This is a genomic window from Brevibacterium sp. CS2, assembly GCF_005280295.1.
GTDB classification, from domain to species: domain Bacteria; phylum Actinomycetota; class Actinomycetes; order Actinomycetales; family Brevibacteriaceae; genus Brevibacterium; species Brevibacterium pityocampae.
This window is the reverse complement of the sequence record NZ_CP040020.1, coordinates 809,608-827,130: the sequence shown is the minus strand read 5'-3', so window position 1 is coordinate 827,130 and position 17,523 is coordinate 809,608. Positions and strand designations below refer to the sequence as shown.

Genomic DNA, 17,523 nt, shown 5'->3' with positions numbered 1-17,523 from the left:
TGGGCATGGTCGCATCGCGCCCGGATGTCGGCGCGGATCGGCAGCCTCAGGGCCGTCCACGATAGACTAAGAGTTGCGGACACTGGCACAAGATTGGGGAGGCGGGACATGGCGCGAGCAGACCTGCTCCTCGACCTTGTCGAAGCGGAGCGCCGAGGTGATCGAGACCGCTTCCGGGTTCTGGTCGAGTCGGTCATCGCTGAGGAACGTGCCAACCAGCACCACTTGGTCGCCGACCGCCTCTCGGAGCTCATCACGACGACCGGTCAGAGTCACGTGCGCGACGATCACTCGGCGGCGATTCGCGACCTGGTACAGGAGATCGTTCCGAGCCGTCGTCTGAGCGATATCGAGTTGGCGCAGATACCGCGCCGAGTCTTGACGGAACTCGTCGAAGAGCAGAAGCGTGCTGAACTGCTGCGCAGTTACGGGATCGAGCCACGTAACCGTCTTCTGCTGTCCGGACCTCCGGGCAACGGGAAGACCAGCGTGGCTGAGGCCATCGCTGCCGAGTTGATGCTTCCGTTCTACGTCGTGCGTTACGAAGGCGTTGTGTCGAGCTTCCTAGGAGAGACTGCCGCCAGGCTCGACAATGCTTTCGAATTCGCTCGTACTCGCCGATGCGTCCTGTTTTTCGATGAACTAGACACTATCGCCAAAGAGCGATCTGACGAGCACGAGACCGGAGAGATCAAACGAGTTGTTTCCACGTTGCTCCTCCAAGTTGACCGTCTTCCAGCACATGTGATTTTTATCGGTGCTACTAACCACAGCGAACTTCTCGATCGCGCGGCGTGGCGTCGATTCCAGATTCGTACCGAACTCGCCGCGCCTAGCCGTGCCCAAGCGACGCAGTTTCTTGAACGACTCGCTGCTCGTCTTGGCGGCGATCTCGGATTCGCCCCCCGCACGCTGGCGGATAAGCTCGCCGGGGCAAGTTATGCGGAGTTGGAAGAGTTCGCCCTCGATGTCCGACGTCGCGCAATTTTGGAGCTCCCGGACAGCAACCTACGCCAGATAGTCCAAGAGCGACTTGAGCATCGGCGCGGTCAGGCAACGGGGTGACCGCGGAGAACAGGCCGCTCCTGGCATTCGCACCGCCAGTCGTCGATGCTCGGCCCTCACAACGTCGGCGCGATATGCCGCGACTCTCTAAACCAGGCTCGGGCCGCCAAGGCGCGCGGCTCTCTCCTCAGTTCAAAGAACTCACTGCTGCTTTTGATGCTGAGCGGGCACGCCTTGCCGAAACCGCGCCGAACGAAGTAGACCCTGCGTTGGTCGTTGTGTTCGACCTGGCCGGCACGGTAAAGGACTTCCAGAACGCGATTGACAAGATCGACGGATTCGAGTTCTTGTCCCAGCTCCTGGGGGATCGTGCCGATCCGGATGACGATTTCCACATGACCGAACGTGAGGCTGGTCGCACAGAAAAGCCGGTGCAGCACTCTCTGTACATGGTGATGTCGAGCTCGAAAGCGATCGACGAGCTCCTTCGACTCTTCGCGCTGTGGCAAGCAGACCCATCCGCTAAGTTTGAACATGGGCTCGGCAAGTTCAAAGACGCGTTCCATCAGTTGACATCGATTAGACGATGGGGGCCAGAGGACCGTATCCGAGAGACCGGCCTTCGCGAGCGCTGGCAGGAAACTCTCGACATGATTGGCCAGTCGATTAGCACCGTAAGAGTCGAGGTAGAGCTTTGGTATAGGCGGGACCCCTCGCAACGAGCTGCGGCGGAGTCGCATGTGGAGCAGGTTATTGCTGCGAGCGGTGGTCGTATCCTGGATCGTTCGCAGATCCGAGATATCACCTATCACGGCCTTCTTGCCGAACTGCCGATACAGCAGGTGCGCGCGGTGCTTAGGGATGGGGCCGCGGCAATCCGCTTGCTCACCACCGACGATGTGATGTTCGTCAGCCCATTCACATCCATGACTGTTGCCCCGGCAACCACAGATCCTGTGGCCGAGGTGCGGCTGCCCGCAGGCGAGCGCATCGAAGGTTTGCCTCGGGTCGCGCTCTTGGATGGATTGCCCTTCCAGAACCATGATGCGTTGACTGGTCGACTCATGATCGATGATCCGGAGGGCGTCGGTGACGCCTACTCAAATGCTGCTCGTAACCACGGCACTGCCATGGCTTCGCTCATCATCCATGGTGATCTGTCGGCGCCTGGTGAGCCGTTAGATCGTCCACTATACGTGCGACCGATCATGAGGCCGCACGAACTGTCCACGACCCATGAACAGGTCGATCCGGAGCGACTTTTCCCCGACCTGCTGCATCGAGCGATTCGCCGCATCCAGGAGGGCGAAGACGGCCGGGACGCCACTGCGCCCAGCGTCCGAATCGTTAATCTCTCCATCGGAGCTCAGGCCCGGGCTCTTACTCGCCGAATGAGTCCTGTTGGTCGGTTACTGGATTGGTTGGCACACACCTACAACCTCCTCTTCATTGTCAGCGCCGGTAATCACACTGCCCCCATCACGATTCCCGCAACCTCAGCAAACACGCTGGAGACGGCGCGACACGCGGCGACCCGGGCGGTCTACGAGAAGAGCATCTTGAAGGGAATCTTGCCTCCCGGCGATGCACTCAATGCTCTAACGATCGGTGCCACGCACGACGACGGGCTGGACGACACCGAGGTCTCCGACGCGGTATGGGATATCACAAATCCAGGAGCACCTGCGTACTACGGGGCAACGGGACCGGGTGTTGATCGTTCTATCAAGCCTGACCTTCACCACATTGGGGGGCGGGCACTCTACCTCCGACCCGTTCTTGTGCCTGGCGAGGATCTGGTGGACCTCGAACTGGCCCACACCGCTCAGACTGGCCCCGGCCTCCAAGTCGCAGCACCGGGGAGGGGTGGCGCAACGAACCGCACAGCCTTCACCTTCGGCACTAGCAATGCCACGGCACTGGTCACGCGTGAAGCAAGTCGCCTGTTCGACATTCTTGAAGCTGGCGTTGACGTCAAAGAAGACTCGCCCCTGCCGGGCCCGGAATATCATCCGCTTCTGGTACGAGCTCTCCTCGCGCACGCGAGCAGCTGGGGCGAATGGGAAGGTCAACTTCGCAGTGATCTCGGTATCCCCGGGCAAGATGCTCGCCGCAAGCTCTCGGCGCTGCTCGGATACGGCAAGCTCGATACCTCCCGTCTCGGAGTAGCCGCCACCAATCGTGCCGTGTTGGTCGCGGGCGGCCGCATCGGTGGAGACCAGCGACACACGTACGAACTGCCGCTTCCGCCATCGCTGAGGTCGCGAGCGGCGTGGCACCGCTTCACCATCACGCTTGCGTACGCGGTACCTACGGTGGGACAGCTCACGCGTTATCGAGGGGCCAAGGTCTACTTCGGTACCCCGGATACGAAGCTCGCGGCAGGGGACCGGATAGAGGGAGAGCACTTCACTGTTAGGCGTGGAAGCCTCCAACACGAACTCGTCCAAGGTTCACGGGCGATGACCTTCGCGGATGGCGATGCGTTTCCAATACACGTCGAGTGCATGGACGACGCCCAACACCTTCCCAAGAAGAAGAGCGTCCGCTACGCCCTTGTCGTTTCTGTCGAAACGGCTGAGGAAGTCTCGACTACCATTCACGACGAGGTTCGAGCGAGACTCCGCCAGCAGGCGCGTGAACGCGCCCGGGAGCGTGTGCGGAGCTAACCGAGCGTTCACCGTGCACGCGACGCTGCGGTCGAGGGCAGTGACTCCAGAAGACAGCGGGAGAATGGCCCTTCGACTTACCGATCTCGAGCGGTTTCTTCGGCTGAACGTCTACCGCTCCCGCCCGTGCGGATCACGAAGCGCGACACCCGCACGGAGCAAATGCACGCGAACGGTGCTGGCGTTGAAACCCATCCGCTCGCCGACCCTGGCCAACGACTCGCCCTGCTCGTAGCGCAGGCACATCTCGCGCACCTGCTCAGATGACGGCTTTTCACCGCGCAACCGCACACCTCGCTCCCGCAACCGGTCAGCGAGACGCTGCCGGCTCACGCCCAGATCACCCGCGATCGCCCGCAGGATCTCGCCGTCCTTGTAGCGGCGTTCCGCCTCGTCCAGCATCGCCGCCGTCAACCGCGGAACTGGTCGCGGCAACGGCCGCGAGGAGGCCGGGCCCGGCCCTGACCTACGGCGACGCCGGATCGCCCGATGCGACGAGACCGCCAACTGTAGAGCCGGGGCAAGGTTAGAGCACTGTCGCGCTACCTCCACGTAAGATGAGAAAATCGAAACTTGCCCCGCCTGATGGCGGGGCAGTTTTGTTTCTGCGGTGACGTGCGCCGGGGCATCGATGCTGGTGTGGGCGAGGACGCTGGCGGTGGTCTGCTCGGGAGTGTAGGTGGCGTTTTCTTCGTCGTTGAGGCTCGTGCATCGCTCGACGCGGGTGTCCACGGGCGCCTATATTGGTGAGCGAAACTGATCCTGTCGATCACCTCGTCATGAAAGGGGCACGCCGTGCTTGCCGATCAGTCCTTGGGTGAGAAGGTGCCGCGGGGCCCAGCCGTTGCGCTCGCTGTGGGTGGCTTGGCGGCCACGATGGCGACCCACGCCTCGGTACTCACTGGTCGCCTACCGCACACCGCTGTCAGCGGGGGTCGGGTTACGAATTCGGCGGACGGGCGCCGGGTTGCTGCTGTGAGCCTGTGCAGTCTTCTGCCGGTGGCGGCCCTGGTGGCGCGTGGCGCGGGGATTGCAGGGAAGGCTTCCCGGGCAGAACGACGCCTCTTGGGGCTCCTTGCCGTGGCAGCACTTGGCAGCGTCCCGCTCCAGGTGCTGGGCACCCCGTTCGAACGACGGTACATGGCTCCCGCCGCCGCAGCGCTGGCAGCGGGCCTGGGGCGCCTGGCGATAGAGCGCTAAACCACCCGGAGGCTGTGGCACGCTTCGCCAAGTGGGGCACACGCCCCGAATGGACCCTGTGGCTCGCGACCATTGACGCAAGCGCTGGGGGGAAGTTTCGACAAGCCTCCCGCAAGCTCCACTCGAGAAACCGTGAGACAGTGACTCGTTCGACGATCCCCGCCGGATTCCGGCGGGGATCGCGTCGTCTCCGGCAGCAATCCTCCTCCGAGCCCGAAGCACCCGTGCCGTCGAGCGCAGTGACGAGAATCCGCGGTCCAGGAACCAGCTGACGGCGGCTACTTGGGCGTCCCGGGGATCCGTCCGTCAGGCCCAGCGTCCGCCGAGCCGTAGTCACTCGCCGGCTGACGACCCGCCGCCGTCGCGACTCCGTGGGGTACGATCGGACCGTACGACAGGGGAGCGCCGAACGCGGGCGCTGAGAGTGCGGAAGCAGACCCTCGAACCTGATCCGGTCAGTACCGGCGGAGGAAGTCGTGTCGCGGTGCCCGCACCGTGCCCGCCCGAGGGCGGACGCAGCGGCGCTCGTCCCGCGGATGCCGCCGCCCCCGCGATCAGCACCCTCCGCTCGGGACTCTCCTGTCGACACGCTGCCGCAGGCGTCAGCGTCCGATCCGCGAGAGGAGACACCATGTCCGACAACCACCCGTCATCACCCGATCCCACCGCCACCACCGTCACCGTCGACCCCAGCGGCGCCGTCGCCGCCCTGCGCGCGTCGGCAGCGGAGGACTGGGACGCCGCCGTCGACCACCGGTTCGTCCGGGAGCTGTTCGCCGGCACGCTCGACGACGGTGTGCTCGCCGGCTACCTCGTGCAGGACTACCAGTTCTTCGACACCTTCCTGTCGATGCTCGGGGGCTGCGTCGCATTCGCCGACCGCGTGCCCGCGAAGCTCCGCTTCTCCCGCCAGCTCGGGATGCTCGCAGCGGACGAGGACGGGTACTTCCAGCGGGCATTCGAGGAGCTCGGCGTCGCGGAGACCGACCGCACCGCACCCGCCCTCACCCCCACGACTGCGGCGTTCCGCGATGCCATGACCGAGGCCGCCCGGTCCCGGTCCTACCCGCATCTCCTTGTCCTCCTCGTCATCGCCGAATGGCTCTACCTCGACTGGGGTGAGCGCACGGCGGAGATGCCGGAGCGATACGTCCACCGCGAATGGATCGAGCTCCACCGCGGTCCGGACTTCCGGGAATGGGTGCAGTTCCTCGTCGACGAGCTCGACCGGGTGTTCCCCAACGACCCCGCCGAACGCGAGCGCCTCACCGCTGTGTGGCGCCACGTCGTCGGACTCGAGCGGGCGTTCTTCGACACCGCCTACGCCTGAGCCCGCGCTCGCCGGCCGGGCACGATCCCGGCCGGCACCTCGCGCTCTGGCACCGACCGCCCCGCGTGCCACCCGGTCCGCGCGCCCGCCGCCCACTATCCTGTTCCCATGTCCACTCCCGAATCCACGGTGTCCGTGCCCAGCGGACGCTCCTACGAGGCGATGCGCGCGGCCTTCCGCCGGTCCATCCGCCTGGTCCACCGGCCCACCGTCACGGGTTTGGAGAACGTGCCGCTGACCGGCCCGGTGATCATCGCGAGCAACCACCGCTCGTTCGTCGATTCGGTGTACCTGTCAGCGCTCTCCCCGCGGCAGGTGTGCTTCATGGCCAAGGAGGAGTACTTCACCGGGAAGGGACCCAAGGGCCTCGCCTCCCGCACCTTCTTCCAGGCGGTGGGCAGCTTCCCGGTCAGGCGCGGATCGACCGCGGATGCGGTCAAGGCGCTCGAGGACGGCGAGGACATCCTGCGCCAGGGCAAGATCTTCGGTATCTACCCCGAGGGGACCCGGACCCGCACCGGGGCGATCGGCACCGGGAAGACGGGGGCGGCCGAGCTCGCGATCCGCACCGGGGCGACCATCGTCCCCGTGGGCATCATGGGCACCGAGGACGTCATGGCCGTCGAGCAGCGCTTCCCCCGGCCGGCGACCTTCACCGTCCGGTTCGGCGAGCCGATCCCCGCCCCGGCCCGTCAGCAGCCGGCGGGACCGCAGCGCCGGGCGCTCACCGAGCAGATCATGGCCGCGATCGCAGAGCTCGTCGACGACGCCTGAGCGCATCGCCCTTTGCGCTCATCGGCACCGCCGCCGCGGGTGCTGCGGCCACCGGTTCTGCCGCCGCGGGCACCGCCGTCACGAATCGCTCGCCTGACGGCCGGGGCGCCCCTGCCCGCCGCAGGAATCAGTGCGCTCCCACCTCGATGAGCAGCACCCCGCCCATGATGAGGACCACGCCGACGCCCATGACCCAGGTGAAGGGTTCGCCGAACAGCAGCCGGCCGAGCAGGGCGGTAAGTGCGACCCCGGCCGCCGCCCAGATCCCGTAGGCCACGCCGAGCGCCATCCCGGCACCGAGCGCGAGAGCGAGCAGGGTGAAGGCGAGGACGTAGCCCACGCCGACGACCGCGAACCAGCCCCGTCCCCCGAGCGCCGCCATCCGCAGCGCCAGGGTGCCGCTGACCTCGGTGATGATCGCACCGATGAGGAACAGCCACGCCATCAGGCGACCTCGGGCCCGGTCGATCGCGGACCCGGTCCGGTGGCTCCCCGGCCGCGAGCGAGCCCGTCGTCCTCAGAGCCGGCACCCGCGTCGCGCACCGGTGCCCTGCGGCCCCCGTGCGACCCGAGCTCGACGCACAGCACCCCGGCGATGACGAGTCCGATGCCGATCCCCATGAGCGGGGTCAGCGGCTCCCCGTAGATCGCTGCGGAGAGCATCGCGGTGAGCGCCACTCCGGCCGCCGCCCACACCCCGTAGGCCACCCCGAGCGCCATGCCGGCGCGGAGGACGAGGGTGAGCAGGACGAATGCCGCGAGGTACCCGAGGGCGACGACGACGAACAGCGCGGGGACCTCGAGGGCGGCCTTGAGGGAGAGGGTCGCCACGACCTCGGCGGCGATCGCTCCGGTGAGCAGGGCCCAGCCCCGTGCCGTGGAGTGCGTCATGGTCCGATCCTACGGCGCAGTGGGATCGCGGATGCGTCGTGTGCCGACCTCCGAGGACGGACGTGGGCCAGCTCAGCGGCCCCGGGTCAGCGGCCCCGGTTGAGGCGCGCGATCGAGCCGGACAGCGCGGTGGCGAGACCGGTCCATGCGGCGTAGGGGGCGAGGGCGAACCCGCGCTGCGGAGCCGATCGCGCGGCCCGACGCACGAGGTCGGCCGAGCTCAGTGCGAGCAGTGCCGCCTCGACGGTGGAGAGCACCGGCTTCTTCCCGCGGAAGAACAGCCCGGTCCAGCCGGCGTTGAGGACGAGGTTGGCTCCGAGGGCGAGCGCGTCGCCGCGCAGCGTCCTGCGCTTCCCCTCCTCGAGGCCATCGGCCGCGACGAGTGCGGAGATCACCGCGATGTCGGCGTAGAGCAGCGTCCACACGAGGGGGAACACCGCCGCCGGCGGCTGCCAGTCCGGCTTCCGCAGCGACCGGTACCAGGCGTTGTCGGGGTCGGTGAGGATCGTCCCGACCGCAGCACAGGCACCGACGGCCCCGGCCGAGGTGAGCAGCACCCGCCGCCACCGCCGGGTGTCGAGGCCTCGCCCGTCCTCGCCCCTCTCGACTGCCGTGCGCACCGCCTCGGCGAAGGACTGGGTGCCACCGGGCGGCGGGTCGAGGAGCTTCTCGAGATCGCGCTCGGTCACCACGGTGTCGTGGAGGAGGCTGCCGATGAGGGGCGCGGCGAGCCCGGCGTCCACGGGCGTGACGAGACCGATCCACTGTGCGCCCAGGCGCGGGGTCGTCACCGGGGCGGTGAGGACGCGACGCCTCGGCAGACCGACGACCTCGGCGTAGCGGCGCATCATCTCCGCATAGCTCATCGTGTCCGGGCCGCCGATGTCGAAGGCCCGATTCACCTCCGGCGGCAGGTCTGCGGCGCCGACGAGCCAGTGCACGGCGTCGCGCACACCGATCGGGGTGATCCGGTTGTCGACCCAGTTCGGTGCGATCGCACCGGGCAGCCGCTCGGACAGATGCCGGAGCATGATGAATGAGGCCGAGCCCGCTCCCAGCACCACCCCGGCCTGAAGGGCGGCGGTCGGCACGCGGGAGCTCAGGAGGATGTCGCCGACGGCCACCCGGGACGCGAGGTGCTCCGAGAGCTCCTCGCCGGCAGGATGGAGGCCGCCGAGGTAGACGATCCGACCGACGCCCTGCTGTTCGGCTGCGGCGGCGAAGGTGCGGGCCATGTCCTGCTCGCGCTCGGCGAAGTCCGTGCCTGTGCCCATCGAGTGGACGAGGTACCAGGCGACGTCGGCGCCGGCGAGCGCGCCGGCGAGGTCCTCGGCGGAATCGGCGTCGCCCTCGAACACCTCGACCTCTCCTGGTCCGGCGGTGTCACCCGCCGGGACGATCCGGTCCGCCCAGGGCATGGTGAGCGCCTTCTCCCGGGAGCGGGACAGGGTCCGCACCCGCCATCCGCGCTCGAGCAGCTCGGCGGTGACCCGGCTGCCGACGTATCCGGTTGCTCCGGTGACCAGTGCATGTCGTGCGTGTGCGACGTCCGTCTCCACGATGACTCCCTTCCGTCGACGCAAGTGTACGGCGGCACGCTCAAGTCTCCCTGTGAGGATCCGGCGGGTGCCCGGGTGCCCGGGTGCCCGGCTGCCCGGGTGCCGGGCAGGTGTTGGTCGGGTGCTGGTCTGGTGGGCCGGTCGACTTCCGGAGGAAGTCACGGGCCGGCTGCCGGGCGAGGGCCTCAGCCGTCGATGAGGGGGACGAAGGAGTACCGGCCGTGCTCGGTGATGTCGACGGGGCCGGCGGCCGTGCGGTGTACCCGCAGCATGGTGGAGGCGACGGGGATGACCATGATTCCGTCCGGAGCGAGCTGCTCGACGAGGGTCCGGGGCAGCGTCTGGGCGCCGGCGGAGACGAGGATCCGGTCGTAGGGCCCGTCGACCGGCGCGCCGAGCGTCCCGATGCGGGCCTGCCGCACCTCGGCCCACGGCATGTCGAGACCGGCGAGGACGGCTGCCGCGGACTCCCGGAGCGCCGGCACGAGCTCGCAGCCGATGACGCACCCGCTGCTTCCGACGAGCCGCGCGAGGATCGCCGTCGTCCAGCCCGAGCCGCTCCCGACGTCGAGGATGCGCTGCCCGGTGCTCACCTCGAGCAGGGTGATCATCGCGGCGACGGTGGAGGGCTGGGAGTTCGTCTGCCCGTGACCGATGGGCAGCGGCCGGTCGAGGTCGGAGAACCGTCGCTGCTCGGCGGGGAGGAACGGGTCGCGGCCGAGCTCGTCCATGACCGCGCGGATGCGTGCCGGGGCGGTCGGAGGGGGTGTCGTCATGCGCCCTCCCGAGGGGCTGTTGCGGGCTGGTGCTGCGTGCCACCATGGTAGTCACCGCGATCCGCTCACACAGCACCCCGAGGAGGCCGCCATGCCGAAGACGAACCAGGACGGGCACGCGAAGAAGTCCGAGATCCCGTCCACCCTCGAACGCTCGGATCAGTTGGCCCAGGACACCTTCGCCGAGGCCTATGACGCCGCAGCGGAGCAGTACGACAGCGGAGCCCGCGCCGCACGCACCGCCTGGGCCGCCGTCAAGCACACGCACGAGAAGGTCGGTGACCACTGGGAGCCCAAGGACGAGGCCGGGCCGTCCGACGAGCGCGCCGAGCGCGGCGGCCCCGGCACCGCGGGTGCCGCCGGCGGGGTCGACGCGAACGCGTCCAAGGAGCACCTCTACGGGCTCGCGCAGCGGCTCGACATCCCGGGCCGCTCGGAGATGACGAAGGACGAGCTCGTCGAGGCCCTGCAGAAGGCCAACGACCGGGAGACCGCGGAATCGCGCGAGGAGTGAGCCGGCCGAGCGGCCGCAGCACCGTGTGGCCGCCCGTGCGCGGGTGCCGCCGGAACCGCCCCCGTGCTGCCCGCTACACCCCGAGGATCGCCCGGGCGACGAGGAAGTAGAGGACCAGCCCGCTCGCGTCGACGAGCGTGGTGATGAACGGCGCGCTCACCACCGCCGGGTCGATCCCGACCTTGGTGGCGAGCAGCGGCACCACCGCGCCGGCGGTCGCGGCGAGCACGCAGATCCCGACGAGCGAGATCGCGAGCACGAGCGCCACCTCGAATCCGGCGAACAGGGTGACCGGGACGAGAGTGCACAGGCCGAGGGCGGCGCCGAGCAGCAGACCGGTGCGCAGCTCGGTGAAGGCGACCCGGAAGAAGTCGGAGAAGGTGATGTCGTGCGTCGACAGCGCCCGCACCACCGTCGTCACCGCCTGGGCGCCGGTGTTGCCGCCGGTGCCGATGAGCAGCGGGATGAAGAGGGAGAGCACGACCATGCTCTGCAGCGACTCCTCGAAGGCATCGAGCACCCCGACGGTGAGCGAGGCGGCGACGAGGAGGACGAGCAGCCACACGATCCGCTTCGAGGCGAGCCGGATCACCGAGGTCGCGAGGTACGGGCGGCGCAGCGGTGCGGAGCCGCCGGCGAGCGCGGCGTCCTCGTCGGACTCGAGGTGGAGGACGGCACGGGCGTCGGGTTCGGTGAGCATGCCGACGAGGCGGCCCTCCGCATCGACCACCGGGACGAGGTCCGCCGAGGAGTCCATCACCGCGTTCGCGGCGTCCTCCTGGTCGTCGTGCGTGTGGACGCAGATGTCATCGAGCGCGAGCTCGCCCAGGCGTGCGTCGGGGTCGGCCGCGACGATCGAGGACAGCGGGATCATCCCGCGGTAGCGGCGGGTGGCGTCGACGACGGGAGCATCGGTGATGCGCGCGCCGCCCGCGGCACGGTCCCGCAGGGTGTCGAGCGCCTCGGCGGCCGTCGCATCGGCACGGAGGATGAGGTCGAGCGGACTCATCCGGCGCCCGGCGGACTCCTTCGGGTAGCCGAGCAGCCGCATGGTGTCCGCACGGTGCGCCTCGGGCAGCTCCTGGAGGATCCGGTTCGCGACCCCGGCGGGCATCTCGTCGAGGATCGCGGTGCGGTCGTCGGGGGCGAGCTCGGAGAACACCTCGCGCACGGGGCCGTCGGAGAGGTCGGCGACGAGCTCGGAGCCGATGCCCGGGCCCAGACGGTCGAACACCCGGGCCGCCCGGTCCTTGGGCAGCAGTCGGAACACGACCGCGCGGCGGGTCCGGTCCATCCGGATGAGGTCGGTCACGAGCGTGGCGTCGGGGATCTCCGGCAGCCGCTCGGAGATCGTGTGGAGCGGGAGCCGGCCGATCGGTGTCGTCTCCAGGGGGTCCTCCGGTTCGGTGGCGGCACGGTCCCTCGATTGTCCCGCACGGGGGTCGAGAACGCGGCCCGCGGGGTGGTGCGAGGTGATGCGACCCTGCTGGTGGCGGCTCGGGACGGGCGGGTGTCCACCAACGGCAACCCGCACGATGCCTGCTGTTAGTATTCAAGTCACCCGTACCAGATTGGCTCGAAGGCTGAGCCACCCACCCCCTCGATACCCCTCGAAAGTGAGCACCGGCGCTGTGACTCGCCTCCCCGCATCATTCTCCCGTGCCCTGACGGGCGCGCTCGCCGCTGCTCTCGTGCTGCCCGGAGCCGTCGTCGGCCTGCCTGTTCAGGCGCTCACCACGGGACCGGGCGCGCAGCCTGAGCCCGCGGCGGAAGGCACCGATCCGACCGGCGACGATCCCGATGGCCGGGACGAGCCGGGCGGGAACGATCCCGACGGAGAAGAACGCGCCGAGAAGTCCGAAGTCGAGGCCGCCGAGTTCCCCGAGGACGCGCGGTTCGTCCTCTACGACGATGCATATCTCAAGTCCACCCTCACCCTCCGCAATGGTGACGGTGAGGCCCAGGGCCCGGTGTTCAGGATCCCCTCCGACGATTCCGGGACTCCCGAACCCGAGGAGCCCGGCGCCGATCCCTCGGACCCCGAGGACGATCCCCGGATCCCCGATGACGTCATCGCCGACAGCGCCGCCGACCTCGGAGTGCGCTTCGACCACGACGGCCCCGCCGCGGCCGGCCTCGATCAGCCCTACACCTTCGCCGTGACGGCGATCACCGGCGGTCGGCTCACCATCACCGGCCGCGACGATCGGATCAACGGCGGGACGGACACGACGCTCATCGACGCCGGCCCGGAGGCCACCGACGAACGGTGGGCATTCGACGTGGATCATGCCTTCTCCACGACGTGGAGTCTCGAGCCGGATCGGGGGATCGGCGGCGAGGAGCCGCCGTCCGAGGTGATCCCGCCGCTGGACGACGAGACCGCGCCGATCATGTGCGTGGCGCTCGAATCCCGCTCGACCGATGAGCGCGGGGGCACCCTGCCGACCGGGAAGAGCGCACGGACGGTGCTGACCTTCGCATTCGGCGAGGGACCCGTGACTCAGTCCTGCGGAAACGATCCGGCGCGCTGGCCCAGCGGGGCGACCGCCCCGACCGGGGATCCCGCGTTCTTCCCCGGAGACGCCTCGGTCGACGTCGACTGGACGAAGGACCGCTCCGGAGACTTCCACCCCGGTCCCGGGCTCGACCTCTCGGGCCGCGCACAGGGTGCCTGGGCCGGCATCCGATTCGAGCTGTACAAGGCCCCTGAGAACGGCGCGGTGACCTACCGCAACTCTTCTCTCGGGAACCCCGGGTCCGAGGACGCGCCGTGGTTCCACGCCAACGGCTACAACGAACGCCGGTTCACCGCTGCCCACCCCTCGGGGCAGTACTACCGCGCCCTGCCCTCCCGTGATGCCCACGCGTCCTGGCGGTTCACCGAATCCGGCACCTATTGCGTGGCGGCAGGTGTCCGGGCCTATGACGAGGACGACGCGGATGCAGGACCGCTCGAGGTCACCCCGGAGATCCTCCGCTTCACCGTCGGAGACGACGCCGATGCGAGCGTCGACTGCGAGGACGGTGCCCCCGAGACCATCGAGATCCCCGCTCCGGGGGACGGCGAAGGGCCCACCGACGGGATCGCGCCCCCGGAGGACAACGCCAACGGCAAGATCCCCGCGCGTGGGATGGAACCGCCCGCCGGCCCGGGCGAGGGCGGGATCCGTGCCCGCGACGGCGCCGGAGACGGCGGGATGCGAGCTCCGGGAGACGGAGGAGGCCCGGGCGCCTCGGCGACCCCGTCCCCGACTCCGAGCACACCGGCGACGCGGATCCAGCAGGCACCGCCGCTGATCCAGCAGTGCCCGGTCGAGGCCACCGGCACCCAGCAGGTGCGCAGCGGCCGGATCGACATCCGGGCTGCGAGCACCGCCGACGGACTCACCGGCGGCTTCACCGACCTGCGCGGGGCGGAGCCGCGCACCCTCGACTCCGCGGTCTCCGTCGTCATCCCCTCGACCTCCTCGCGCTCGCTCGGTTTCGAGACCGGCGAGCTCGGACCGGCAGGGACGACGATCTGGTCCACCGCGCTCGGCGTGGGAACCTCGGTGCCGCGGATCGGCTGGGACTTCCGGGAGCTCGCTCCCGATGAAGCCGGGGGCACCGTCACCCTTTCCGTCGGGCGGGTCGAGGGGCCTGGCGACTTCGCGATCCTCGACGGCGGCGCCGGCAACATCCTCGCCGACGCATCGACCCCGCTCACGGCGGAGACCGGCCAGCAGGGCACCGCCGCCTTCGCCTTCAACCGGCCCGGCGACTACACGGTGACCTTCGACATCGCCGCGGAGTCCGAGGACGGGGAGAGCCTGGGCGAGACGAGCGTGAAGATGGACTTCGTCGTCGCGGACACGAACTCCGTCGTCGGCAGCTCGCCGCTCATCCGCGCCCTCGTCACCGAATGCGCCGGGATGAACCTCCACGGCCAGTTCGCCGGATTCTCCGATTCCGGACCGAATGCACAGACCGCACCCGAGGCCACCGATCCCCAGTCGGAGGACGTGCTCGGGGACCAGTGGTGGCTCGTCGCGGGAATCGGGTTCGGTCTCGCCTGCCTGCTCGCCATCGCTGTCCTCGTGGTGCTCATGCGCGAAGGGAGGCGGTGAGCGATGACCCGGGCGACCAAGATCTTCATCGCCGTGGCCAGCGTGCTCGCGCTCGTCCTCGGGATCGGCTCCGCCGCTCTCATGCTCCGGCTCGCCTCACAGCCCGGCGTGGCCTCGGAGCCCGGGGACGGCCCGGCTTCGCCGCCGCCGATCGCTCAAGCGCCGCCGGCACCGTCCGCGGGACCTGTCGGGCCCACGGAGTCGGCGGACAGCATGGACGCGAGTTCGGTGGACTCCGAGTGGCTCGCATCCACCGCGCAGAGCACCGGGATCCCTGAGCGCGTGCTGCAGGCGTACGTCGCCGCCGGGGTATGGGCGGAGAAGAACCGCAACGGCTGCCGCCTGGGGTGGAACACCATCGCCGCGATCGGCTCCGTCGAGACGAACCACGGGCGCTACGAGGGGTCGAGCGTGCAACCCGACGGGAACCTCGACACCCCGATCATCGGTGCGCAGCTCAACGGCATGGGCGTCGCACAGATCGACGACACCGACGAGGGACGCCTCGACGGCGACGACGAATACGACCGGGCCGTCGGGCCGATGCAATTCATCCCCGTCAGCTGGAACCGTCACGGACTCGACGCCAACGGCGACGGGGTCAAGGACCCGAACAATATCGACGACGCGGCGATGACGACTGCGTCCTACCTGTGTGTGGCCGGCGACATGGGGACTGCACCCGGCTGGGAGCGTTCCGTCCTCAGCTACAACAACTCGCTCGACTACGTCTCCAAGGTCTACAACGCCGCGGTGCTCTACGCGCGCTCGGTCGATCCCGGCGCACCCGCCCCGCCCGCCCAGACGGTCCCGGTGGCGACGCCGCAGCGCCCGGGCGCATCCCGGGACAGTGAATAGCGGATGCCCCGCGGTCGTCGACCGCGGGGCATCCGCTCAACTGCTCCTCAGGCCCTCAGGCCCTCAGGCCCTCAGACGCCCGAGAGGCCTGCGCCTGGTCGAGGCCTCAGTGCTTCGGGGCGTCGGAATCCGTGTCCGAGCCGACCGTGTCCGCGTCCGCGGAATCCGGGTCGGCGGTGACGTCGGTGCTCGCCTCGGCCTTGGCGGCCGGGACGGGGGCCTCGGTCACCGTCGGGGTGACGGCGGTCTGCTGCGAGGCCGGGACCGAGCCCACGGGGCGGGCGTCGGCCGGACGGTTGGCCGGCAGCGGGGTCGACCACGGGTCCTCGACCGGCTGCGCCTTCTTCCACACGTAGTACGCGATGCCGGCGAGGCCGCCGATCGCGAGGATCCACACGAGCGCGGAGCCGAAGCCGCCGGACTTCTTGGCCTGCGTGCTCTTGGTGATGTCCTTGCTCGCCCGGGCCAGGGCCTTGCGGGCCTTCTTCACGGCCTTCTTGTCGCCGGTCACGCGGACGGCGAGGTCGTCGACGAACTTGGGCGTCTGCGCGGTGGCGAGCAGGCCGGCCGCGCTCGCGGCCACGGCCCCGGCGCGCTCAGTGGCCTGCGGGGCGATCTCGTCGGTGAACCGGTGGCGGGCGTCGTCGAAGCGCGCCTGCCCCTCGGCGGAGAGGTGGTCGAACTGCGAGCGGCCCTGCTTGCCGAGCTCCTCGAGCCGGGGGCGCAGCTGGTCGTTGAGGCGATCCACGCGCGGGCGCACCTGCGAGGCCGCGTCCTGGAGCTTGACCGAGGCGTCGCGCAGGCGGGGCGCGGCGGCGTCGATCGCGTTGGCCGAGCCCTGGCGCACCACATCGCTCACCGCGTGCACGACGTCGGCGACTTCGTCCTTGATGGTCTTGGGCTGGGTCTTGCGCTTGAACATCTCACCCTCCGATACGGCGGAGCCGTTGGTTGATCCGAACGGTGCTGCCGTCTGCGCGCTGACCGCGCGAAGGGTCCGGCAGTGCTCACCGTGTGTCGTCCCCTCCATTCTAGGGCCTCGCCCCCGACCGGCGACGTCGGGCCGTCCCGTTTTGCCTGGGCGTTCGCACAGGATCGGGTCCGAGGTGCGTGCGGGGACCCGGATCCGGGAGCGGCCCCCGGCCGCCGTCGTGGAACAATGGGGGCATGACGATTGCAACGCAGCAGGCGATCCTGCACACCAACAAGGGCGACGTGACTCTCAACCTCTTCGGCAACCACACGCCGAAGACCGTCGCGAACTTCACCGAGCTCGCCACCGGCGCCCGCGAGTTCGAGGACCCCAAGACCGGCGACAAGGTCTCCCGTCCGTTCTTCGACGGCCTCGGCTTCCACCGGATCATCCCCCAGTTCATGATCCAGGGCGGCTGCCCGCTCGGCACCGGCACCGGCGGCCCGGGCTACACCTTCGACGACGAGATCCACCCCGAGCTCCAGTTCGACCGCCCCTACCTCCTCGCCATGGCGAACGCCGGCAAGCGCATGGGCAAGGGCACCAACGGCTCGCAGTTCTTCATCTCGACCGTGCCCACCCCGTGGCTCAACGGCAACCACACGATCTTCGGCGAGGTCGCCGACGACGCCTCCAAGCAGGTCGTCGACGCGATCGAGGGCGTGCAGGTGGGCCCGGGCGACCGCCCCGTCGAGCCCGTCGTCATCGAATCCGTCGAGGTCCTCCCCGCCTCCTGACCGCCGGGACACCTGCGGCGAGGGCCGCAGCTCCCCGCGTCACCCGGGACACCCCGATGGAGGACGAGCACAGCAGCACCCCGGAGACCCCGGACAGCACGCCGGCAGGCGCGCCGTCCGGGGTCCCG

Annotated in this window: 15 protein-coding genes and 1 riboswitch; of the genes, 8 read left to right on the top strand and 7 right to left on the bottom strand. The window is 69.3% G+C overall.

Going from position 1 to position 17,523, the window contains the following annotated elements:
• Positions 1–108: 108 nt before the first annotated feature.
• Together FDF13_RS03585 and FDF13_RS03580 are read left to right on the top strand one after the other, a co-directional pair.
• Positions 109–1,065: an AAA family ATPase gene (locus tag FDF13_RS03585; RefSeq protein ID WP_137318483.1), complete on the top strand. Its 957-nt coding sequence runs from the start codon at positions 109–111 to the stop codon at positions 1,063–1,065.
• Positions 1,062–3,674: a S8 family peptidase gene (locus FDF13_RS03580; protein ID WP_137318482.1), complete on the top strand. Its 2,613-nt coding sequence runs from the start codon at positions 1,062–1,064 to the stop codon at positions 3,672–3,674. The genes FDF13_RS03585 and FDF13_RS03580 overlap by 4 nt, the downstream gene beginning before the upstream one ends.
• A gap of 111 nt (positions 3,675–3,785) precedes the next feature.
• On the opposite strand, the gene FDF13_RS14660 is transcribed toward FDF13_RS03580, so the two are convergent.
• On the bottom strand, positions 3,786–4,406 hold the full coding sequence (locus tag FDF13_RS14660; RefSeq protein ID WP_175406783.1) for a hypothetical protein: 621 nt from the start codon (positions 4,404–4,406) through the stop codon (positions 3,786–3,788).
• Between the two features lie 854 nt (positions 4,407–5,260).
• Positions 5,261–5,364, top strand: a riboswitch (TPP riboswitch).
• Positions 5,365–5,505: 141 nt separating this feature from the next.
• Between FDF13_RS14660 and FDF13_RS03570 the strand changes: the two genes are divergently transcribed.
• Positions 5,506–6,204: a TenA family protein gene (locus tag FDF13_RS03570; RefSeq protein ID WP_137318480.1), complete on the top strand. Its 699-nt coding sequence runs from the start codon at positions 5,506–5,508 to the stop codon at positions 6,202–6,204.
• A gap of 108 nt (positions 6,205–6,312) precedes the next feature.
• Positions 6,313–6,978, top strand: coding sequence for a 1-acyl-sn-glycerol-3-phosphate acyltransferase (locus tag FDF13_RS03565; RefSeq protein ID WP_245873674.1), 666 nt, complete (start codon positions 6,313–6,315; stop codon positions 6,976–6,978).
• Positions 6,979–7,105: 127 nt separating this feature from the next.
• On the opposite strand, the gene FDF13_RS03560 is transcribed toward FDF13_RS03565, so the two are convergent.
• The 4 genes from FDF13_RS03560 to FDF13_RS03545 form a co-directional block, all read right to left on the bottom strand.
• Positions 7,106–7,423 (bottom strand): multidrug efflux SMR transporter, encoded by a 318-nt coding sequence (locus tag FDF13_RS03560; protein WP_137318479.1) that lies wholly within the window; start codon positions 7,421–7,423, stop codon positions 7,106–7,108.
• Positions 7,423–7,869 carry a multidrug efflux SMR transporter gene (locus tag FDF13_RS03555; protein WP_137318478.1) on the bottom strand — a complete coding sequence of 149 codons (447 nt, stop codon included), beginning with the start codon at positions 7,867–7,869 and terminating at the stop codon, positions 7,423–7,425. Before FDF13_RS03555 ends, FDF13_RS03560 begins: the two co-directional genes overlap by 1 nt.
• Positions 7,870–7,955: 86 nt before the next feature.
• Positions 7,956–9,428, bottom strand: coding sequence for a tryptophan-rich sensory protein (locus FDF13_RS03550; RefSeq protein WP_137318477.1), 1,473 nt, complete (start codon positions 9,426–9,428; stop codon positions 7,956–7,958).
• 185 nt (positions 9,429–9,613) lie between these two features.
• Entirely contained in the window at positions 9,614–10,204 is a 591-nt protein-coding gene (locus FDF13_RS03545; RefSeq protein ID WP_137318476.1) for a protein-L-isoaspartate O-methyltransferase, read from the bottom strand.
• Positions 10,205–10,295: 91 nt separating this feature from the next.
• On the opposite strand from FDF13_RS03545, the gene FDF13_RS03540 reads away from it, so the two are divergent.
• On the top strand, positions 10,296–10,718 hold the full coding sequence (locus FDF13_RS03540; RefSeq protein ID WP_137318475.1) for a ChaB family protein: 423 nt from the start codon (positions 10,296–10,298) through the stop codon (positions 10,716–10,718).
• A gap of 73 nt (positions 10,719–10,791) precedes the next feature.
• On the opposite strand, the gene mgtE is transcribed toward FDF13_RS03540, so the two are convergent.
• Entirely contained in the window at positions 10,792–12,252 is a 1,461-nt protein-coding gene (mgtE, locus tag FDF13_RS03535; protein WP_137318474.1) for a magnesium transporter, read from the bottom strand.
• Between the two features lie 82 nt (positions 12,253–12,334).
• On the opposite strand from mgtE, the gene FDF13_RS03530 reads away from it, so the two are divergent.
• Both FDF13_RS03530 and FDF13_RS03525 read left to right on the top strand, forming a co-directional pair.
• The gene (locus tag FDF13_RS03530; RefSeq protein ID WP_137318473.1) at positions 12,335–14,827 is read left to right on the top strand and encodes a hypothetical protein; all 2,493 of its coding nucleotides are present in this window, start codon (positions 12,335–12,337) and stop codon (positions 14,825–14,827) included.
• A 3-nt stretch (positions 14,828–14,830) separates the two neighbouring features.
• On the top strand, positions 14,831–15,685 hold the full coding sequence (locus FDF13_RS03525) for a lytic transglycosylase domain-containing protein (protein WP_137318472.1): 855 nt from the start codon (positions 14,831–14,833) through the stop codon (positions 15,683–15,685).
• Between the two features lie 106 nt (positions 15,686–15,791).
• Here FDF13_RS03525 and FDF13_RS03520 read toward each other — a convergent pair whose 3' ends face one another.
• Positions 15,792–16,607 (bottom strand): hypothetical protein, encoded by an 816-nt coding sequence (locus FDF13_RS03520; protein ID WP_137318471.1) that lies wholly within the window; start codon positions 16,605–16,607, stop codon positions 15,792–15,794.
• Between the two features lie 245 nt (positions 16,608–16,852).
• Here FDF13_RS03520 and FDF13_RS03515 point away from each other — a divergent pair, with 245 nt between their 5' ends.
• Complete coding sequence (locus FDF13_RS03515) at positions 16,853–17,395, top strand: peptidylprolyl isomerase (protein ID WP_137318470.1); 543 nt, start codon at positions 16,853–16,855, stop codon at positions 17,393–17,395.
• Positions 17,396–17,523 lie beyond the last annotated feature (128 nt).